We start from the raw sequence: 18,753 nt of genomic DNA on the forward strand, positions 1-18,753 counted from the left end.
ATTTGGTCATTCAGGATTTGAATTGCCAGTGACGGCTATCTTCCTGAATGGCGGCAAGTTGTTCGGCTGTCAGCCCGGTATTGACCAGATCCCGGCTATCGATCGCTTTACTACCGACATTGATGCTGGCCTTGAGTAAATACTGATATGCCAGCAAGATATCTTTGGGCACACCAGCACCATACAAATATTGACGACCAAGCTCAAATTCAGCAGACGATAGTTCCTGAACAGCAGCAAGATTGAGCCAGTACACGGCCTGCTTTTCGTCTTTCGGTACACCTGATCCGTTGAGATACAACATCGCCAGATGATACTGCGCACTTGCATTGCCCTGTTCGGCAGCATCCTGATACCAGGCAGCGGCTTCACTGTAACTATGCGGTAGCAGCGTTCCTGATTCATGTAATGAGCCCAATACTAACTGAGCTGCAGCGAAATCCTGCTCGGCAGCCTGATACAAAAGATCCACCGCCTGCTGCATTTCTTCTGCATTAGTATGACTGGATAAGTACAGCAGACCGAGATTGGTCTGCGCACCAGGATGTCCCTGTTCGGCTGCGCGCTTCAGCCAGAAGCGGGCCTCGTCCACATTCTGATAGCCAAAGTCGCCATTCAGATACGACAACGCCAGAGTATTTTGTGCCTGCATATCGCCGAGTACAGCCCAACGCTGAACCTGCAGTTCATCGTCGTCAAAATCATCATCGCCTGATGCCGTCGCACACGAAGACATGATTGCGAGCGCGCAAAACAAATGTCGCCACTTTTTCATGATTTTCTTCCACTATTGTCGGTAGTCGTGATGTTACGTCTTGACCTGACGGAAACATATTTCGCTTCTGTCGATTAAGGTAACAAAATGTAGTCATCCTTGATGACGTGTTCCTGTGCCGAGGTTACACTGACGGTCTGCCCTTAAGAAAAGGATGAACCGTGAGCTTTACCGTCGCTAAAAAATTGCGTATTGGCCTGATTGCAAACCGCTCTCATCAGGATGCACAGGATTCCGCCTTAGTTCAACTACTGCGCGGTTCACGTCAGGCTATCACATTCCTGCAACCGGAGTTTGTCGTCGTCGGCAGAACGCTGGATGCGATGGTTATGCATGGTCTGCTGGATATTTGCCAGCATGTTGAACGTTTTCCTTACGGTCGTGACGGTGGCCTGATGAAGCTGGTCTCACGCGTTGTTGACAGTGATCCGGCCAAAGCGGTGGATGCGGTGATTTATTTGATTGATCCGGTCGATCCATCGTCTGTTTTTCCAGAGGCAGTCGCATTAAAACGGCAATGCGTGATTCACAGGAAGCCATTTCTGGCCACGCTGGCAGGTGCCCGTGAATGGCTGGAACTGGAAGCGACCGTCAATGGCGCTCCCGCCGATCCAGCACTCAACGCCAGCTTCGCATTGAACAATGAAGGTATTGCGCTGATTGCACACGATGCAATGAAAGAAAAAATGCTGGCGCTGGCAGAAAAGCATTTCAATGTGCTGGATAAGTTTGCGTATCGGTATGCGACCGGCACCACTGGCGGTCTGCTGAACCAGTTAGCAAAAAAAATCAAAGGCGAAGCTGGACGTGACTGGGTTCAGCCCTTTCTTTCCGGCCCGCTTGGTGGCGACGCCCAGTTAGCGGAACTGGTACTAGACAGAAAAATACGGCGCATCCTGTTTCTGGAAGACCCGCATGTCGCCCGTCAGCATGAAGCAGATATCCAGTTACTCGAACGTGCTGCCCGCACCGTGACCGATTTCGCGCAAGTCTTCAGCGAAGTGGAAGGTGCAGATCGCTGGCTGACCTTCCTCAGTGAGCGATCCGCCGCGTGAGCGAAGAAAGAAGCTGCCACTGATATTTTCTGCGGTGGGCAGTGCCTTGATTACAACTGATTGATAAGCAGATATTGAATCAGTACAATCGCGTACCACTATGCTGCACCATGCGGCCTGGTCATGATCAATCTCCCGGCAATCAAGGACGCACGATGACACGTAAATATTCAGATATGAACCAGCACGATGCACTGTATAAAGTCGCGCGTGCATATCCGGGTGGGCTGGAAGCGCTGGCGCTGCGCATGGATATTTCCGTCAACGTCCTCAGAAACAAACTGGCCCCCGGAATTGACTCGCACTATCCTTCGTTTGAAGAACTGTCGATCATCATCGAACACTGTCATAACGCCGGGGTAAAAGAAGCGCATCTGCCATTGCACGCCTTGCTCGGACGCCACGGCATGGCAGCATTTGTAGTACCGGAACCAGATGAAGTGTTGAAAGATGATCTGTCACAAACAGTCTGCCGCGTCATGAGTCAGGTTGGCGATGTGGCAGAAGCCGTTTCCACTGCCTTGCTGGATGGCGTCATCACCGATGCCGAAGCTGATCTGATAGAGCGTGAATTTCAGGGTGCGTTAACCGCGCTCGGCGAATGGCGCGCCCGTATCCGCGCCCATAGAAAGTCTCAGGAGTGAGTCTCTGCGTTAGCTGCAGCTCTGTTTTACAATAGTGCTCCTGCTGACATTTCCAATACCATGTCTACCGAGCCACAACCTGCACGTGCACGTCCAACATCTTTAGCAGACATTTTCTTTTCATTCACCGTGCTGGCGTTGCAGGGCTTTGGCGGCGTCGTCGCGATCGTGCAAAGAGAAATAGTGGAACGCAAACGCTGGCTGACCAACGAAGAATTTGTGGAGGATTGGGCAGTTGCGCAAATCATGCCCGGCCCGAACGTCATCAATCTTTGTCTGATGATAGGCAACCGCTACTTTGGTCTGCCGGGTGCATTGATGGCGCTGGCCGGTTTATTGATGATTCCCTTGATCATTGTGTTGCTGATGGCCGTGGCATACGCTCAATTCGCGCAACACCCCGGCGTCGCAGGTGCCTTGCGCGGCATGAGTGCCGTCACCTCAGGGCTGATTTTTGCGACCGGTCTGAAACTCGTTCCTGCACTTCACAATCACCCGCTGACCCGGCGTCTGGCCTTGCTGTTCAGTGCGCTGTGTTTTGTTTGCGTTGCCCTTCTTAAACTCCCACTGGTTTATGTATTGCTGGGGCTGGGTGCGATCAGTTGGGCGCTGGTGTTCAGGAAGCTGAAATAATGAGTGACGCAATCCATCCGGTTTTACACATCAGCATGAATTGGGGCGACTGGTTTCATCTGTGGCTGCATTATCTGATGCTGTCCTTGTTGTCGATCGGCGGCGCGGTATCTACACTGCCGGACATGCACCGTTATCTGGTCGATCAGCAACACTGGCTGACGGATGCGCAATTCAATGCCTCGATCGCGATCGCACAAGCCGCACCAGGGCCGAATGTCTTGTTTATAGCCCTGATGGGTTGGAACGTCGGCCTTAACAGCGGCAGCATGTGGGCGGGCTTACTCGGTGTGCTGATCACGATGTCAGGCATTCTGCTGCCAAGTACCACGCTCACTTACATGGCTGCCCGCTGGGGCCATGAAAACCGCGATCTGCTCGGTGTGCGCAGTTTTAAACTCGCAATGACGCCTATCGTCATCGGTCTGCTGCTTGCAACAGGCTGGATCATGGCGAGTTCACACAATGTTGTGGTGCGCGACTGGCCACTGTGGCTGCTCTCGGCAGCATGTGCCGTGGTGGTCTGGCGCACCAGCCTGCATTTGTTGTGGCTGCTGGCGGCGGGTGCGCTTTTGGGTTGGTTCGGGCTGGTTTAGACGAAACCCAGAGTACGGTTGCTGGCGTTGTAATTCACCAGATTGGGCAACAACATCAGTAAATTACTGTCGGATACACCCAGCCATTTACCCAATGTTGCGGCGTACTGATCAACTGAAGTCGTCGGTAGCAAACGTCCCTGACCAACATCATCCGGCCCATTCGACGCAACAACAGGTGGTGTACCGAAATAGCGCTGACCATTCACCGCGCCCCCCATCACAAAATGCATACTGCCCCAGCCATGATCCGAGCCATCATTATTACCACTCAGCGTACGGCCAAAATCAGACGCGGTAAACGTGGTCACCCTGTCTGCGACGCCTAACTCTACTGTTGCGTTATAAAACGCCGCCATGCCATCTGCCAGCGTTTTCATCAGACCGGGATGATTAGCAACCAGACCGTCATGCGTATCAAAACCACCCATAGAAACAAAAAACACCTGACGCTTTGCACCGAGTGTCGTCGCGCTGGAAATCATACGGGCAACTAGTTTCAGTTGATCACCCAGACTGTTTTTCGTCGGGAATGGCGTGTTCAGTACAGGTGCGCTGGCCAAAGCCGAAGACAAAATGACATTTGCATCAATTGCCCGTTTCGTCACGCGGTTATATTCATTTTCAAATAAATGCGTACGACTTTGGGTGATTAAATTTTGTAAGGCAGCAGAGCATTCTTTCGAGCCAAACATCGAAGTCTGCAAGGCCGATAACGGCACTGATCCGCTGGTCGATACCTGATACTGCACCGCTGTATTTCCCGATAAATACACCGCGTTTCCGGAGACGTTGATACAGGTAAATGTGGAGTTAGTATTCGCAGCCTGAAACAGATCGCCCATGCGGCCTCCCCAGCCAGTACGCGCACCTTCGGCAGAGCTCGACTGCCATACCGATTGCTGATCGTTATGCGAAAACAGTTTCGGCGGCAAAGGCGCGCTCTTGTTTGTGTACTGTAATTTAGTGGTCGGTTGTACCAGCGTGCCCGTATTCAGGATCACGCCCAATTTACCGGCATTGAAGATCGGCATCAGCGGCGCAAGATTCGGTGCCAGCGCATATTGATGGCTGACCCCGGCGCTGTCTTTCGGATCGTTGAGCGAGCTCAGTGCCGTCGCCGTCAGCGTATCCCGCGCATACGCCAGAGTCAGGCGCAATGCTGAATACGCATTGTAGGAGCTGGTATCGTAGGGCACCAGGGTATTCCCGTAATCATTGCCGCCGTATAAAAACACGCAGACGATGGCTTTATAATCCGTTGCGGTGGCCGCTGCAGCCTCGGACATCGCCGCCAGATTTAAGGCCCAAGGTGTCGCAACACCTGCCACTGATAAAGCTGAAGCACGCTGTAAAAAAGCACGGCGGGATGCATTCATCCTGGTTTGATCGGTCATGATGAATTCCTTATTTAATGACGAGAAATTCTGGCGCAGCCAGAACCAGAGTCAGTGCGGCATAAATGCGATTATTCTTGCGCGCATCCGTACCGGTTGGCATGGTGTTGACCGCCGTGGCAATATTGTTCAGCGTTTCATCGCTGATTTGCCCCGCTGCCAGCACGATATTGATTTCTTTCAGCAGCGCCGGTGCATTTTCGGCTAAGGGCAACAAGCTGCTGTAATCGGGGATTAAATCAGTATTGCCAAGACTGACCAGGCGCTGCATAAAGTTTACATAACCGACCACAGTTGATTCATTGGTGATCTGAAATTCCGGCGCAACCAGAGATGCGGCACCGATCGCACTATTCGGCGGCAAATAACCGGGACGGAAAAAATTAAAGACGGATGAAGAGCGCGAAGGACTTTGCCCAAGTCGGGTCGCCGGATCGCTGGTATTACCGATACTCCAGTTACCACTGACGGACGATAACTTATACGCGCGCGCCCATGCCAGCAAACGCAATACCGGTTCGCGCAATTTACCGGATTGCGGATTACTGAGATTCGCTGCGTTGCGCGCCTCATCATCCAGCAGCAGCGCTTTGACCACCGCGCCCAGATTGCCTTTCACTCCTTTTCCATCGTTCAGGAATACACTCGCAACACGCTGCACATAGGCTGGCGTCGGGTTGCTGGTCACCAGTCGCTGTATCAGCTGACGGCAGATAAAAGGGGCAACATTCGGATGCGCAAAAATAATATCCAAAGCCGCTTTTAAACTTTGCGCCCCGTTTAAGCCGGCAGGCACCGTCGCACCAAGAAATGTCGATGCGCCTGTTTCATGGCGACTATCGACCTGCGTCATCGGACGCCTTAAAAAATCCGGCGTATCGGTTTTGCTGGTCGATAAATCAAAATCCCAGCCAGTAAAAACTCTGGCGAGACCGGTGATGTCGTCAAGGGTATAGGTTTCCTGCTGCACCCCGTTCACGGTCAGCGGTGTGCCGTCGGGATTGAGCTTGAGCAACCCGATAGAAAACAGTTGCATCAGTTCGCGGGCATAATTCTCGTCAGGCAGCGCGCCGGTTTTGGCATTGTATTTGGTGTTCCCGCGATACGTCAGGTATTGCCCCATTGCGGCACTGGTGGAGACGTTTTCCAGCAAAGTGCGGAAATTGCCAAAACATTGCGCTTCCAGCAAATCCAGAAACTGAGCTGCAGAAAATGCCTGCCAGCCAGCGCCAACCAGACCATCAATGCCGACCACGATAATTTCTGACAAGGCAAACGTGACGCGCTGACGTAAGGTATCCGGCGCGTTAATCAGCTTGTACCAGACCACAGAATCAAAACCGTTCTGGGTAAAAATATTCGCCGCAGCGTTAAAGCCTTTGGCTACCAGCCAGTCCCAGCGGGTCTGGGAAGGCGACATCGCCATCTGCTCGTCTATCCACGCCGCATAGCCAATCGCGCTGACGCGGGCAATCTGTTCGCGGGTCGCACCGATTGATGCCTGCGCCAGAAACCGCGATGCCTGAATTTCGGTGACCGGCGGGGCACTGATAACGGGAGCGGTGCTGCCGCTACCACCAGTACTTCCGCCACCACCGCCACAAGCACTCAACAGAGCGGCCGATGCCAGCGCCGCAGCAGGCAAGCCCACGCTGGAATTTCCATGCAGGCGGGACGGATCATCCCCGAGAACTATCTCATCTTCAGTTTGAACCAGCATGTATTTCTCCCTCTGTATGCATGCAATGCCAGACACCGTTGGCGAATCCGGAATAGCATAGAAGACAGCCGCTGGATTCGCACACTGAATTTGTATGCGCTCTTCACAAAATGAACACATAAAATCGCTACAAAACAAGCGATTTCATAGGAGAATAGCGCAGTCGCTGAAAACCACGACATTAATTCTTGTTACATATTCGTTTCCGAAAACAACTTCATGTAGAGGATGCCTGCTACCAAATCATCAATCTTTGTTACAGTCCGTGCCACAGATTAAGGTATCCTTGCCAACCTGCCATCCAGAAATTCTTGACCGCCATCCATGAAGTTGAGTATCGAAGCACCAGAAAATGACCTTGCCAAGTCTGGCGAAATTCATCTGCATATCCGGTTTCGACCCGCCAATTTCGTAGGTATCGTGATTGTTTTGATCATTCATGCCTTGCTGCTGTACTTCTTACTGAATATGCATCCGGTCAAGAAAAAAAAGCAGGGCGATGACGCAGCCTCACAAAATGCCATCGTTCTGATGCTGGATAAGGCAACCGTCGCAAAAATGGCAGCACCTGAACCAAAAAAGCCGGTTTCCAAGCCCGTAGTCATTCCACGTCCGAAAAAATCCGTCGTCTCACCGGTAACGCCGCCGGTAGCACCGGTTCAGATGGCGCAAACAACCGTCACACCGCCCACGCCCATCGTTCAGGCACCACCTGAGCAAGATATGATGAGCATGTTGAATGCTGCACGTGAACGACGCCGTGCGCAGGATCCGTCGAATCAGGAAAATGCGGCAAACCAGCCTGGACGCGGCATGAGTCCGCAAGAAGTCGCAGAAGCCAATGTGCGTCGCAGTATGCAGCAAGCAAATGGCCGCGAAGGTACGGGCGGAGTATTCCAGATTACAAGCAAAAGCTTACGCGTAGCAACCTTTACCTTCCGCGGTTGGAAACCTGATCGGCAAAACAGCTTCAAAAAAACTATCGAAGTGGATGCGGGTCTGGGGGGCGACATCGAGATCGCCATCATCCGGCGCATGATCATGTTAATCCGTGAGGAATATCAGGGCGATTTCAGTTGGGAGTCACATCGCCTTGGCCGGGTTGTTACCTTATCAGCCAGACCGCAAGACACCGCAGAACTGGAAAATTTCATGATGAAAGAGTTTTTTGGCAGCGGCCGTTAGCCCTTCAGACACAGTTGCGCGATCAACCAGGTACACGCCTGCGCCAACTGCGACGCCACCAGCGACGAGCGAGATTTTTTAAGGAACACCAGAATCGGACAGCCATAGTGGGTTCTGGCAGTTGCGTCAAAATCTCGCTACGACGCCGTGCCGATATCTGTATCCAACCGCTGTGCTCAACAGCATAGACAGCACCTTCCGGCATGTAAATTTGCGTTGTATAAGCGTAAGCGTCAACCTCAGGCGAGGGAATCCGAATAACGACCTGGCCGACACTTAAATGTAATAAAGTCCCGGCGGTAACATACACCTGAAGCGACTGTGTGGATTGCAAGGTAGTGATATGCATGCTGAGCTCTCATCTGAAGATATGCACACAGAATAGGTCAGGGCAAACAGCCATAACAGACACAAAAACGCACAGACTGCATCGGTGCAAACCAGAATTCCAGCATCTGTTATTGTGTCTATTCACGCTAACTGTATCTGTTCATCCTGTATGGCTGAGAGGATCATCGTCGTATGCCCAAGCACAGCACATTTCAACTGCACAACCCGAATCAAAACAATGATTTGCCTCTGCCTTTATACAGGAGGCTGGCCAACCATTATTTATCGGCGATGAAAACGGGCACGCTGGCAGTTGGCGACCGTATGCCATCGGTGCGTAAGCTGATGCAATTGCATACCGTGAGCTTATCAACCGCTTTGCAAATGTGCCGCCAGCTGGAAACTGAGGGATGGCTGGAAGCGCGCCCGCGCTCGGGTTATTTTGTGCGTCAGCCAAGACGCATTAATCTGGTGCCAGCAACAGAGCCCCCCGTCAATGCGCCGATTGACCCGGCACAGTTCGTCGGTATTCACGAAAGAGTGTCGGCCATCATCGCGCAGGGACAGCGTCCGGTGAATATCAATTTCGCCAGAGCCAATGGTGAACCGGATATGTATCCACAGGAAGAGTTAAAAAATCTGGCCATACGCTTGCTGCGACAGCGGCCGCAATTGCTGACCAAAGCGATCTCACCAGGCGGCAATAAAGAACTGAAAGCAGCATTGGCAAAGCGTGCTCTGGGTATAGGCATGAGTATCAAGCCCGATGATGTCGTTGTTACTATGGGTTGTATCGAAGCTTTAAATCTGGCTTTACGTGCAGTGGCGCAAGCCGGTGACATCATCGCAGTAGAGTCGCCGACGTTTTATGGTCTGTTGCAAGTGCTCGAGAGTCTGGGTATGAAGGCGCTGGAAATTCCGACCAGCCCGCAAACCGGCATCTCGATAGAAGCGCTGGAGTTGGCGATGCGCACCTATGACAATATCAAAGCCGTCGTTGTCGTGCCGCATTTGCAAAATCCTTTGGGCAGCATCATGCCGGATAGCCATAAACAAAGACTGGTTGCCCTGTGTGAAACGCAGCAAATACCCTTGATTGAAGATGATTCGTACAGTGCCTTAGTCAATGCCGACGCGACACCGGTCAGCGCCAAACACTGGGATAAAACCGGCAATGTGATTTATTGTGCTTCCCTGCATAAAATTCTGGCACCGGGTTTGCGGGTAGGCTGGATGGTCGCCGGACGCTGGCACGCCAGAATCAGCATGTTGAAATATGCCCAGACCCGGTACAACGAAGAATGGTCGCAAATCGTGCTGGCCGAATTTATTAACTCCAGCGCCTACGACCGCCACCTGCGGCGACTGCGCCATGTTCTGACTCAGCAACGCGAACGCACCGCCGAAGCAATTGCTGCCTATTTTCCTGAGGGTACGCGCCTGACGATACCAGATGGTGGCGTTTCACTCTGGATAGAAATGCCGCATCAGCTTTCGTCGCAAGCTGTATTTGAGGCGGCGTTAGAACAGGGGATATTAGTGTCGCCAGGTTTGCTGTATTCAAACTCAAACCGGTTCGATCATTTCCTGCGTTTAAATTGCGGCAAGCATTTCACGCCGGAACTGGATAATGCGCTGCGCCAGCTGGGACACATCATCACAGCCATGGCACAACAACGTCAACGTCAGCAACAGCACATCGCTGCTTAACATCGATCCTGCCTGAAAATCTGCTCAGGATTCAGCGCCGGTTTTCCGTACTCAGCTCCCCGCTTGGCAGATTGGCAATCGTGTGGAAACCCACAATTGCCCGGACTTGCCTATTTTTTGATAATGCTCCCGGTTAGAAATCATTGTGATTGTTATGGCGCATTCATTCTCGCCATCAAATTCCACAAAATTATCGGAGACGGCAAATGAATAAGCCACCAATTTACAAATCCCTGTATTTTCAGGTGATCAGCGCCATTATCATCGGCGTTTTATTAGGTCACTATTACCCTGATTCCGGCGCGGCAATGAAACCGCTGGGCGACGGCTTCATCAAGCTGATCAAGATGATGATTGCACCGATTATTTTCTGTACCGTGGTGATCGGTATCGCCGGTATGGAAGATATGAAAAAAGTCGGTAAAACCGGTGGTATGGCGCTGCTGTACTTTGAAGTTGTCAGTACGCTGGCGCTGATTGTCGGGCTGGTCATGATCAATCTTGTCCAACCCGGTGCCGGCATGCATATCGATGTGAATGCGCTCGATACCAAAGGAATCGCAGCCTACACTGCTCCGGGAAAAATGCAGACAACGACCGAGTTTCTGATGGCCATTATTCCGACCACCATCGTCGATGCATTTGCCAAAGGTGAAATTCTGCAAGTCTTGCTGATCTCGGTATTTTTTGGTTTTGCATTGCATCGTTTCGGTGGTCGCGGCACACTCGTTTTTGACTTTATCGAAAAATTTTCGCACGTCTTATTCGTCATCGTTGGCTACATCATGAAAGCGGCACCGATTGGTGCGTTCGGCGCGATGGCATTTACCATCGGTAAATTCGGCGTTTCCTCACTGCTGTCACTCGGTTATCTGATGGCGACTTTTTATGGCACCTGCCTGATTTTCATTTTCGTCGTCCTCGGCACTATTGCTAAGTTCCACGGTTTCAGTATCTGGAAATTCGTCAAATACATCAAAGAAGAATTGCTGATCGTACTCGGTACATCCTCATCGGAATCCGCATTGCCGGGGATTATCGCGAAGCTGGAAAAACTGGGCGTGAAAAAATCCGTCGTTGGTCTGGTTGTTCCGACGGGTTATTCATTCAACCTCGATGGCACCTCGATTTATCTGACGATGGCAGCCGTGTTCATCGCGCAGGCCACCGATACGCCGATGAGCCTGATGCAGCAAATCACTTTGCTGGCCGTACTGTTACTGACATCCAAAGGCGCGGCGGGTATTACCGGCAGCGGCTTTATCGTGCTGGCCGCCACCTTATCTGCGGTAGGCCACGTCCCGGTTGCGGGTCTTGCTCTGATACTCGGTATTGACCGCTTCATGTCAGAAGCCCGCGCTTTGACGAATCTGATCGGGAATGGCGTTGCAACTATCGTCGTGGCAAAGTGGGGAAATGACGTCAACATGCAGCAACTGGAAAACGGTCTGAATTCAGTCAACCCAGTGGACAATGATGATTACGAAGCGATGATGGATGTACCACGGCATCGCTGATCGGTTGATGATCAAAAAAAAGCGGACATTAGTCCGCTTTTTTTATGAGCACAAATTATCGTACGCAAATGATAATGCGCTATTTTTTCAGGTGACGCATCGCCAGCAAGAGCGCAAATAATTGTACTGTTGCCGCCATAAAAAAAGGCGCGCCAAGCATCCAACTACCGCGCGGAAAATGACTCACCTGTGCCAGCAAAGCAGTGCCAGTGAGTGTCGCCGCAACGCTCATAATACTCGCCAGAGCACTTAGTGAACCCATGGCTAAGCCTTGCGAACGCGCATTCACAGCACGGGAGAAAAAGGCCTGTAAAGCTGGCCCGGAAGCAAACGCCAGCATATTGCACAGGATCAGGACGTACATCATCCATCCCTGCGTGGCCACGCCGTAAAGACTCAGCGCAATACACGAAGACGTGAGGCCAAACAAAACAGCATTCGCATCACCGACACGCTGAATATAACGCGTCAGAAAAACACCTTGCATCAGCACACTGGAAATACCGACCATAAACAGGGAAAAACCATTTTGCATCGGTGTCCAGCCGAAACGTAATTCTGTCGATAAAACCCAGGTCGTTTGCAAAATAAACTGGGCAAACATCGACAATGCGTACACCCATACCAGCGGCCCGACGCTCTGTAAATGCGCAAGCCCGTTCAGTCCTGCAAATGGGTTGGCCGATAACAGTGAAAAGGCTTTACGGTGTTCCGGCGATAAGGATTCAGGCAAAGAGAAATAGCCGTAGACCACGTTTGCCAGCGACACAAGGGCAGCCAGATAAAACGGATAATGAATATGAACTTCACCTAGCAGCCCGCCTATCACAGGTCCGCAAATAAAGCCAAGACCAAACATCGCGCCAATTTTTCCCAGCGCCTTGCTACGATTTTCCGGTGCGCTGACATCCGCAATATAGGCCGTTGCGACTGACAGATTACCCGCAGTCACACCGCCTAAAGCCCGGATAAACAGCAGCCAGTAAATGGATGTTGCCTGAGTCAGTAAAACAAAATTCAGCCCCAGTCCAAATACACAGGTCAGCAACACCGGACGGCGACCAAAGCGGTCACTCAGTGCGCCGATCACCGGTGCAAAGAAAAACTGCATCACACCGTAGATGGCGACAATCGCGCCATACCAATATGCCTGCATATCGCTCTGCAGAGTAAACGACGCCACCAACCGGGGCAGAACAGGAATGATCAGACCGATGCCGAGAATATCCAGAAAGACAGTAATCAGCACAAAACGCACATTCGTCGACAAAGACGTTTGCTCAGAAGAATCCGGTGGAGGCATCTGCACTCTCTTTCGATACAATAAAAATTCAGGGATCAATTTGCGGTGTCGCCGTCTTACTTGCATTCTCAGGCGGAGGTTTGCATAGTATATGATTAACCCTGACAACATGCTTCACGGGAGTTAACATGGCCTTATTTGATCACTTTCTGGTGATTGCTTTACTGGTTGCGATCAGTGCATTTTTCTCGATGGCAGAAATTTCTCTTGCCGCAGCGAGAAAAATGAAATTACAGGTACTGGAATCAGAAGGGGAGTTGCGCGCAACGAAAGTACTGGAGCTGCAACAGGCGCCCGGTCATTTTTTTACTGTTGTACAGATCGGCCTGAACGCGGTCGCGATACTTGGCGGTATTCTGGGTGAACAAGCGCTGACGCCGTATTTCTCGACCGTATTCCACGCGATGTTTGGGAATAATAGTTGGGTCGATACTGCAAGTTTTCTGACATCGTTTGTCTTTGTTACTTCCATTTTCATTCTGTTTGCGGATCTGATTCCGAAAAAGCTGGCAATGATCGCACCGGAATCAGTAGCAATGGTGGTCATTACCCCGATGCGTTTGTGCGCCCGCCTGTTTAAGCCGCTGGTCTGGATATTCAATGGCTTATCCAATCTGATTTTCAAAGTGCTGAATTTACCAACCGTAAGAGATGAACAGATTACCTCGGACGAAATTTATGCGATGGTGGATGCCGGTGCTGAGGCTGGCGTGCTGCAGGCACGTGAACACCACATGATAGGCAATGTGTTTGAGCTGGAAAGCCGCACTGTTCCGAGCGCGATGTCACAGCGCGACAGCATCGTATTTTTTACCTTGCAAGACACCGATGCCGTGATACGCCAGAAAATTGCGGATAATCCGCACAGCAAGTTTCTGGTCTGTGACGGCCATATCGATAATGTCGTCGGTTACGTCGAATCCAATGATATTCTGAAGCGCGTCCTGACCAATCAGGCGTTTTCCAAAGTGCAGGAACTGTCGATCAGAACCGCGCTGGCAGTACCGGATTCACTGACTTTATCAGAGATGCTTGAGCAATTTAAAGGGACGCGCGAGGATTTCGCCGTGATCCTCAATGAATACGCGCTAGTTGTCGGTGTTATCACACTCAACGATGTCCTGAGTACGCTGATGGGAAATCTGGTGCATCCGTTTTTGGAAGACCAGATCGTCCAGCGCGACACGAACTCGTGGCTGATTGACGGTGCGACAACGATAGAAGACGTTTGTCGTGCCCTGAACATAGATTCCTTGCCCGGGCAGGGCAGCTATGAGACTATTGCGGGCTTCATGATGACGATGCTCAAAAAGATACCGAAGCGTACCGATTTCGTGATGGTAGACCGGTATAAGTTTGAAGTTGTCGATATCGACCATTACCGTATAGATCAGTTGCTTGTCGTTCTTCAGCAAGAACCGCCAGCAACACCGGAATAAAGGCTTCTGTATAGAGGTCACTCATTTTCAGCGCCGCCAGCATCAGGTTGACGGCGTTTTCGTTTTTTTATCAGGAAGTTTCATGTCGCAAGCTTGTGGAGTAGATTTTGGTACCTCAAACTCAACCGTGGGTTGGCATCGTGGCGCGCAATCCGTTTTGCTGGCGCTGGAACAAGATAAGCTGACTTTACCATCGGTCATTTTCTTCAATGCCGAAGAACATGAAGTCAGCTACGGACGTGCCGCGTTGGCGAACTATCTGGCTGGGTACGAAGGGCGCCTGATGCGCTCGATGAAAAGCTTGCTGGGCACCAGTCTGATCGACGGTCAAACGGAAGTCATGGGCAAGCCACTGGCATTTCGCGATTTACTGTCGCAATTTATTGGTGAACTGAAAAAACGTGCCGAACAATCCGCCGGACAATCGTTTGAACATGCGGTATTCGGTCGCCCCGTCCATTTCATCGACGATAACCGCCAGGCTGATCAGATCGCCCAGAACACGCTGGAAGATATTGCCCACGCGGTTGGTTTCAAGGAAGTACATTTTCAGTTTGAACCTATCGCGGCCGCCTTCGATTATGAGTCGCGCATAGAAAAAGAAGAATTGGTTCTGATCGCCGATATCGGCGGTGGTACTTCCGATTTTTCTCTGGTGCGTCTGGCACCGGAACGCGCGCATTTGCTGGATCGCCGTGATGATATTCTGGGTAATGGCGGCATCCATATCGGCGGTACGGATTTCGATAAATATCTGAGTCTAACGCACATCATGCCCTTGCTGGGTTTAGGCGGCAGACTGGCGAATCAGACCGATGTGCCATCGAGTTATTATTTTAATCTGGCGACGTGGCACACAATTAATCTGGCGTATACGCAAAAAGTCTGGCGGGAATTACAGGATGTATATCGCGATATACAAAGCAGCGATGTACGTCAACGCTTTGAACGCTTATTGAATCTGGTCGAAGACCGGGATGGACACTGGCTGGCGATCAAATCGGAAGAAGCAAAAATTTTATTGTCGGATCAGGATGCCATCAATCTGCCGCTGGAACGCCTGCGCAGCAAACCGGTATCTGTGCCCTGTTCACTGATACTGGAACAAGAAGGTTTGCAATCAGCCATCGGCCATCTGAGCCGCGATATTGCACAGGCTGTCGCCAAAGTATTGCAGCAGGCTGGTATTCGTCCAGATCAGGTGGATACAGTCTTCTTTACCGGTGGGTCGAGTGGCGTGCGCGGTTTGCGTCAGCAAATTGCTGCGATTGTTCCGAACGCACGTAAGGTGGAAGGCGATTTATTCGGCAGTATCGGTGCAGGTCTGGGCTTAGATGCAGCACGGCGATTCGCCTGACGATATCAAAGATACCGATTAAAAAAGAAAATGGGCACCCGATGAAGGTGCCCGTTTTATTTTGCTTCTGAATGTTTTATGGCTTGTCCATCATGCCGGGAGCATCACCGCGTTTATGCATTTGCCGCGCCATGTGGCTCTGCATTTTGTGCTGCAGGCGACGATGGCTTTCATCAAAAATCTTTTGCTGTTCAGGCGTCAATGTTGCATAGAAAGTCTTAGTAGCAGCCAGACGATCCTGCAATGCCGCTTGATGCTCTTTCATTTTTTCCAGCATTTTTTCCATGCGCTGCGGTGTGGTCAGCTTATCCAGCTCTTTAAAGTCTTCGCGCTGCGGCATGGCTTTAGGCGTGACCGATTGTATGAATGTTTTCCACGCGGGCTCCTGTGCTGCCGTAATCTTTAAGGTATCGTGCAGCTCTGCCTGATGCTTGGCAAAACGTTCTTTCATCTGCTCTGGATTTTTACCAGGCTCGCCCATAGGATGTTGCGGACGCGGAGGAACGTCCGGTGCGGTTTGTGCCAAAGCTATCGCACTGACGCCACAACAGGAAGTAAGGACAACTGCCAGCAAAGTTTGTTTGAAATTTTTCATCATTTATCTTTCTGAATGCACGGAAAAAGCTCAGACTTTGCAGATACTTATTTTTTAAACAGGACTGACGCAAAATTGCTCCGGCAAGGCATGGCGACAAAGACAGTACGAATAGTACGGCCAGGAGCCATAACGCCGCTGGGGCGGTTTTGCGTCAGTCCTATAAAATAAAACAACTGCAGTTGAGCAACATTAACCGTTACACATCTTGCCGGGGTAACAGTCAACGGCCTCATTGTGCTTGCGTCTTGTAACCGGTAAATATCAATTACGTTCAGGTTTGTATCTCTGTGTAACAACGCCGGAACGCGTGTCCGTCCGATGTTTCGTACTATGTCGGCAAAGCGTTATCATAACAAGACGATACAAACCCACAATGCCTTTCACGGAGACCCGGTTCATAATGAAGACCATGGATACCTCAAATAAAATACTCATTGTTGACGATGACCGCGATATCCGCAGTTTACTGGCTGAATATCTGGATCAGAACGGCTATTCCGCTGTCATGGCGGCAGATGGCACCGCGATGTGGGCGGCATTACAGGAACATCAATTTGAACTGATCGTCCTCGACCTTAATTTACCCGGTGATGACGGTCTGACTTTATGCCGGAATCTTCGCAGCAAATCGACGATTCCCGTCATTATGCTGACCGCGCGTGGCGAACCTTTAGACCGGATACTCGGGCTGGAAATGGGTGCTGATGACTATCTGCCGAAACCATTCGAACCACGCGAATTGCTGGCACGCATACGCAGTGTGTTAAGGCGGACACAAAATAATCAGCTGGGCTCGAATAACGACGGTTTGCAAAAACTGAAATTTGCCGGCTGGGTGCTGGATATGACGGCTCGCCATCTGATCGCCCCGGACGATATGGTCGTTTCCTTGTCCGGTGCCGAATACAGGATGTTGAATATTTTTCTCGAACACCCGAATCGCGTTCTGAATCGGGATCAGTTATTGAATATGACGCACGGCCGCGATGCCGATCCTTTTGATCGTTCTATCGATATCCAGATCAGCCGTCTGCGCCAGAAACTCCGGGAAGATGCGCGCTCTCCGCAAATCATTAAAACAGTTCGTAACGGCGGCTATGTGCTGGCGGTGACTGTAACGACAGAGAAGCACTGATGGCGATGTTGTCGTCAATGTGGGGACGGGTCTTTGGCGCGCTTCTGATCGGTGTTTTATTATCCGCCACCCTGACAGTATGGCTGGCCTTTGGTGAGCGCGAAAAAACACTGATGCAATACCGTGAATCACATTCTATCGACAGGATAGAACAGTTAATCAGTGCGCTCGATACCTTGCCCACAGCAAACCGCGAGAGTTTCCTGGCGACGGCTCCGAGGTTGGGGTTGGAGGTCACCACATTACCCGAAAATATCAGCAATACCGGGCCACGCTCGGATTACGCCAGAGCTGTCAGCGAACGGCTGGGTCGGAATTTCCGCGTACTGTCTCTGCCAACTGATCCGTCAACCTGCCCGCGTCCACCCAAAAATGCCGTGCTGATGCGAGTGCCATGTGAGGCGCTCAGTATTACCTTGCACGACGGCACCGTGTTACGTCTGACGGTGATGCCACCAAAAACACCAGCGCCACCGCTGCGTGATGATTTCATACAATATTTCTTTTTATTTCTGACCTTCATTGCAGTATTAGCCTTGATTATCGCCCGAATGACGATGCGTCCCCTGCGTCATATGGCAGAAGCGGCCACGGCGCTAGGGCAAGACATTAATCGTCCGCCCTTACCTGAAAAAGGTGCCAGCGAAATCGTCACCGCAACGCGGGCATTCAATGCGATGCAGGCCCGGATACGCCACCATATTTCACAGCGCACACATATGCTGGCGGCGATTACTCACGATTTACAAACGCCCTTAACCCGTTTGCGTCTGCGCTTGGAAAAAGTCAGTGATGCTGAATTACGCGAAAAATTGATCGGTGATTTATCCGCAATGCAGATGATGATCAGGGAAGGGTTGGATCTGGCACGCAGTATAGAAAGCAGTGAAGCGCGCCGACCGCTGGATATTGATTCACTGCTCGACAGTGTTTGCAGTGACGCCAGCGAGGCGGGGCAAGACGTCAGTTTTTCAGGATTGCCAGGAATAACCGTCCTGGCCAAACCTCAGGCGCTGCGCCGCTGCCTGACTAATCTGATTGATAATGCTGTCAAATACGGACACTACGCAAAAGTCAGTATGTCAAAAGAAAAAGAAGGCGGCAAAGACGTTTTACAGATTTTCATACGGGACGGCGGCGCAGGCATTCCAACGGAACTGCAAGAAAAAGTATTCGAGCCGTTTTATCGCATGGAAACATCACGCTCACGCGAATCCGGCGGTTCTGGTCTCGGGCTGACCATCGCGCAAAATATCGCACAACAACATGACGGACAACTGCAACTACGCAATCTGCCCGAGGGCGGTCTGGAAGTACGCCTGACCCTGCCCATTCAGAATCCGCAATAACTGTCTGCCA

The 18,753-nt window shown here is 51.3% G+C and carries 17 protein-coding genes; 11 read left to right on the forward strand and 6 right to left on the reverse strand.

What is annotated here, in order from left to right:
• Positions 1 to 10 precede the first annotated feature (10 nt).
• Positions 11 to 775 (reverse strand): tetratricopeptide repeat protein, encoded by a 765-nt coding sequence (locus tag Undi14_RS00085; RefSeq protein ID WP_200177441.1) that lies wholly within the window; start codon positions 773 to 775, stop codon positions 11 to 13.
• 161 nt (positions 776 to 936) lie between these two features.
• On the opposite strand from Undi14_RS00085, the gene Undi14_RS00090 reads away from it, so the two are divergent.
• The 4 genes from Undi14_RS00090 (at position 937) to Undi14_RS00105 (ending at position 3,703) form a co-directional block, all read left to right on the forward strand.
• Entirely contained in the window at positions 937 to 1,830 is an 894-nt protein-coding gene (locus tag Undi14_RS00090) for a methylglyoxal synthase (protein ID WP_200177442.1), read from the forward strand.
• Between the two features lie 155 nt (positions 1,831 to 1,985).
• Complete coding sequence (locus tag Undi14_RS00095) at positions 1,986 to 2,474, forward strand: phage regulatory CII family protein (protein ID WP_186884161.1); 489 nt, start codon at positions 1,986 to 1,988, stop codon at positions 2,472 to 2,474.
• A gap of 60 nt (positions 2,475 to 2,534) precedes the next feature.
• The gene (locus tag Undi14_RS00100) at positions 2,535 to 3,107 is read left to right on the forward strand and encodes a chromate transporter (RefSeq protein WP_200177443.1); all 573 of its coding nucleotides are present in this window, start codon (positions 2,535 to 2,537) and stop codon (positions 3,105 to 3,107) included.
• Complete coding sequence (locus Undi14_RS00105) at positions 3,107 to 3,703, forward strand: chromate transporter (RefSeq protein ID WP_234030341.1); 597 nt, start codon at positions 3,107 to 3,109, stop codon at positions 3,701 to 3,703. Before Undi14_RS00100 ends, Undi14_RS00105 begins: the two co-directional genes overlap by 1 nt.
• On the opposite strand, the gene Undi14_RS00110 is transcribed toward Undi14_RS00105, so the two are convergent.
• A complete protein-coding gene (locus tag Undi14_RS00110; protein WP_234030342.1) occupies positions 3,700 to 5,100 on the reverse strand; it encodes a DUF1501 domain-containing protein in 1,401 nt (466 codons plus the stop codon). The genes Undi14_RS00105 and Undi14_RS00110 overlap by 4 nt on opposite strands.
• Positions 5,101 to 5,110: 10 nt before the next feature.
• A complete protein-coding gene (locus Undi14_RS00115) occupies positions 5,111 to 6,820 on the reverse strand; it encodes a DUF1800 family protein (protein ID WP_200177444.1) in 1,710 nt (569 codons plus the stop codon).
• Positions 6,821 to 7,144: 324 nt separating this feature from the next.
• Between Undi14_RS00115 and Undi14_RS18095 the strand changes: the two genes are divergently transcribed.
• On the forward strand, positions 7,145 to 8,005 hold the full coding sequence (locus tag Undi14_RS18095) for a hypothetical protein (protein WP_234030343.1): 861 nt from the start codon (positions 7,145 to 7,147) through the stop codon (positions 8,003 to 8,005).
• 22 nt (positions 8,006 to 8,027) lie between these two features.
• Here the strand turns inward: Undi14_RS18095 and Undi14_RS00125 are convergent, their stop codons facing one another.
• Positions 8,028 to 8,354 (reverse strand): hypothetical protein, encoded by a 327-nt coding sequence (locus tag Undi14_RS00125; protein ID WP_200177445.1) that lies wholly within the window; start codon positions 8,352 to 8,354, stop codon positions 8,028 to 8,030.
• 173 nt (positions 8,355 to 8,527) lie between these two features.
• On the opposite strand from Undi14_RS00125, the gene Undi14_RS00130 reads away from it, so the two are divergent.
• The gene (locus tag Undi14_RS00130) at positions 8,528 to 10,045 is read left to right on the forward strand and encodes a PLP-dependent aminotransferase family protein (protein ID WP_200177446.1); all 1,518 of its coding nucleotides are present in this window, start codon (positions 8,528 to 8,530) and stop codon (positions 10,043 to 10,045) included.
• Between the two features lie 206 nt (positions 10,046 to 10,251).
• Positions 10,252 to 11,562, forward strand: coding sequence for a dicarboxylate/amino acid:cation symporter (locus tag Undi14_RS00135; RefSeq protein ID WP_200177447.1), 1,311 nt, complete (start codon positions 10,252 to 10,254; stop codon positions 11,560 to 11,562).
• A gap of 79 nt (positions 11,563 to 11,641) precedes the next feature.
• On the opposite strand, the gene Undi14_RS00140 is transcribed toward Undi14_RS00135, so the two are convergent.
• A complete protein-coding gene (locus Undi14_RS00140; protein WP_186884154.1) occupies positions 11,642 to 12,865 on the reverse strand; it encodes a TCR/Tet family MFS transporter in 1,224 nt (407 codons plus the stop codon).
• 128 nt (positions 12,866 to 12,993) lie between these two features.
• On the opposite strand from Undi14_RS00140, the gene Undi14_RS00145 reads away from it, so the two are divergent.
• Entirely contained in the window at positions 12,994 to 14,304 is a 1,311-nt protein-coding gene (locus tag Undi14_RS00145; protein ID WP_200177448.1) for a hemolysin family protein, read from the forward strand.
• Between the two features lie 82 nt (positions 14,305 to 14,386).
• Positions 14,387 to 15,661: an Hsp70 family protein gene (locus Undi14_RS00150; protein ID WP_200177449.1), complete on the forward strand. Its 1,275-nt coding sequence runs from the start codon at positions 14,387 to 14,389 to the stop codon at positions 15,659 to 15,661.
• Positions 15,662 to 15,737: 76 nt separating this feature from the next.
• Here Undi14_RS00150 and Undi14_RS00155 read toward each other — a convergent pair whose 3' ends face one another.
• Positions 15,738 to 16,259, reverse strand: coding sequence for a Spy/CpxP family protein refolding chaperone (locus Undi14_RS00155; RefSeq protein ID WP_186895916.1), 522 nt, complete (start codon positions 16,257 to 16,259; stop codon positions 15,738 to 15,740).
• A 409-nt stretch (positions 16,260 to 16,668) separates the two neighbouring features.
• Between Undi14_RS00155 and Undi14_RS00160 the strand changes: the two genes are divergently transcribed.
• Positions 16,669 to 17,394: a response regulator gene (locus Undi14_RS00160; protein WP_200177450.1), complete on the forward strand. Its 726-nt coding sequence runs from the start codon at positions 16,669 to 16,671 to the stop codon at positions 17,392 to 17,394.
• Entirely contained in the window at positions 17,394 to 18,743 is a 1,350-nt protein-coding gene (locus Undi14_RS00165; RefSeq protein WP_234030344.1) for an ATP-binding protein, read from the forward strand. The genes Undi14_RS00160 and Undi14_RS00165 overlap by 1 nt, the downstream gene beginning before the upstream one ends.
• Positions 18,744 to 18,753 lie beyond the last annotated feature (10 nt).

Origin of the sequence: Undibacterium sp. 14-3-2 (genome assembly GCF_016595265.1) — a bacterium.
In the GTDB taxonomy this organism is placed as follows: domain Bacteria; phylum Pseudomonadota; class Gammaproteobacteria; order Burkholderiales; family Burkholderiaceae_D; genus Undibacterium; species Undibacterium aquatile.

What these genes read in the sequence shown, in the direction of transcription:
- Undi14_RS00140 (WP_186884154.1), bottom strand. Translation starts at nt 12,865, where the DNA reads ATGCCTCCACCGGATTCTTCTGAGCAAACGTCTTTGTCGACGAATGTG.
- Undi14_RS00110 (WP_234030342.1), bottom strand. Translation starts at nt 5,100, where the DNA reads ATGACCGATCAAACCAGGATGAATGCATCCCGCCGTGCTTTTTTACAG.
- Undi14_RS00155 (WP_186895916.1), bottom strand. Translation starts at nt 16,259, where the DNA reads ATGATGAAAAATTTCAAACAAACTTTGCTGGCAGTTGTCCTTACTTCC.
- Undi14_RS00095 (WP_186884161.1), top strand. Translation starts at nt 1,986, where the DNA reads ATGACACGTAAATATTCAGATATGAACCAGCACGATGCACTGTATAAA.
- Undi14_RS00105 (WP_234030341.1), top strand. Translation starts at nt 3,107, where the DNA reads ATGAGTGACGCAATCCATCCGGTTTTACACATCAGCATGAATTGGGGC.
- Undi14_RS00135 (WP_200177447.1), top strand. Translation starts at nt 10,252, where the DNA reads ATGAATAAGCCACCAATTTACAAATCCCTGTATTTTCAGGTGATCAGC.
- Undi14_RS00130 (WP_200177446.1), top strand. Translation starts at nt 8,528, where the DNA reads ATGCCCAAGCACAGCACATTTCAACTGCACAACCCGAATCAAAACAAT.
- Undi14_RS00100 (WP_200177443.1), top strand. Translation starts at nt 2,535, where the DNA reads ATGTCTACCGAGCCACAACCTGCACGTGCACGTCCAACATCTTTAGCA.
- Undi14_RS00165 (WP_234030344.1), top strand. Translation starts at nt 17,394, where the DNA reads ATGGCGATGTTGTCGTCAATGTGGGGACGGGTCTTTGGCGCGCTTCTG.
- Undi14_RS00145 (WP_200177448.1), top strand. Translation starts at nt 12,994, where the DNA reads ATGGCCTTATTTGATCACTTTCTGGTGATTGCTTTACTGGTTGCGATC.
- Undi14_RS00115 (WP_200177444.1), bottom strand. Translation starts at nt 6,820, where the DNA reads ATGCTGGTTCAAACTGAAGATGAGATAGTTCTCGGGGATGATCCGTCC.
- Undi14_RS18095 (WP_234030343.1), top strand. Translation starts at nt 7,145, where the DNA reads ATGAAGTTGAGTATCGAAGCACCAGAAAATGACCTTGCCAAGTCTGGC.
- Undi14_RS00160 (WP_200177450.1), top strand. Translation starts at nt 16,669, where the DNA reads ATGGATACCTCAAATAAAATACTCATTGTTGACGATGACCGCGATATC.
- Undi14_RS00085 (WP_200177441.1), bottom strand. Translation starts at nt 775, where the DNA reads ATGAAAAAGTGGCGACATTTGTTTTGCGCGCTCGCAATCATGTCTTCG.
- Undi14_RS00150 (WP_200177449.1), top strand. Translation starts at nt 14,387, where the DNA reads ATGTCGCAAGCTTGTGGAGTAGATTTTGGTACCTCAAACTCAACCGTG.
- Undi14_RS00125 (WP_200177445.1), bottom strand. Translation starts at nt 8,354, where the DNA reads ATGCATATCACTACCTTGCAATCCACACAGTCGCTTCAGGTGTATGTT.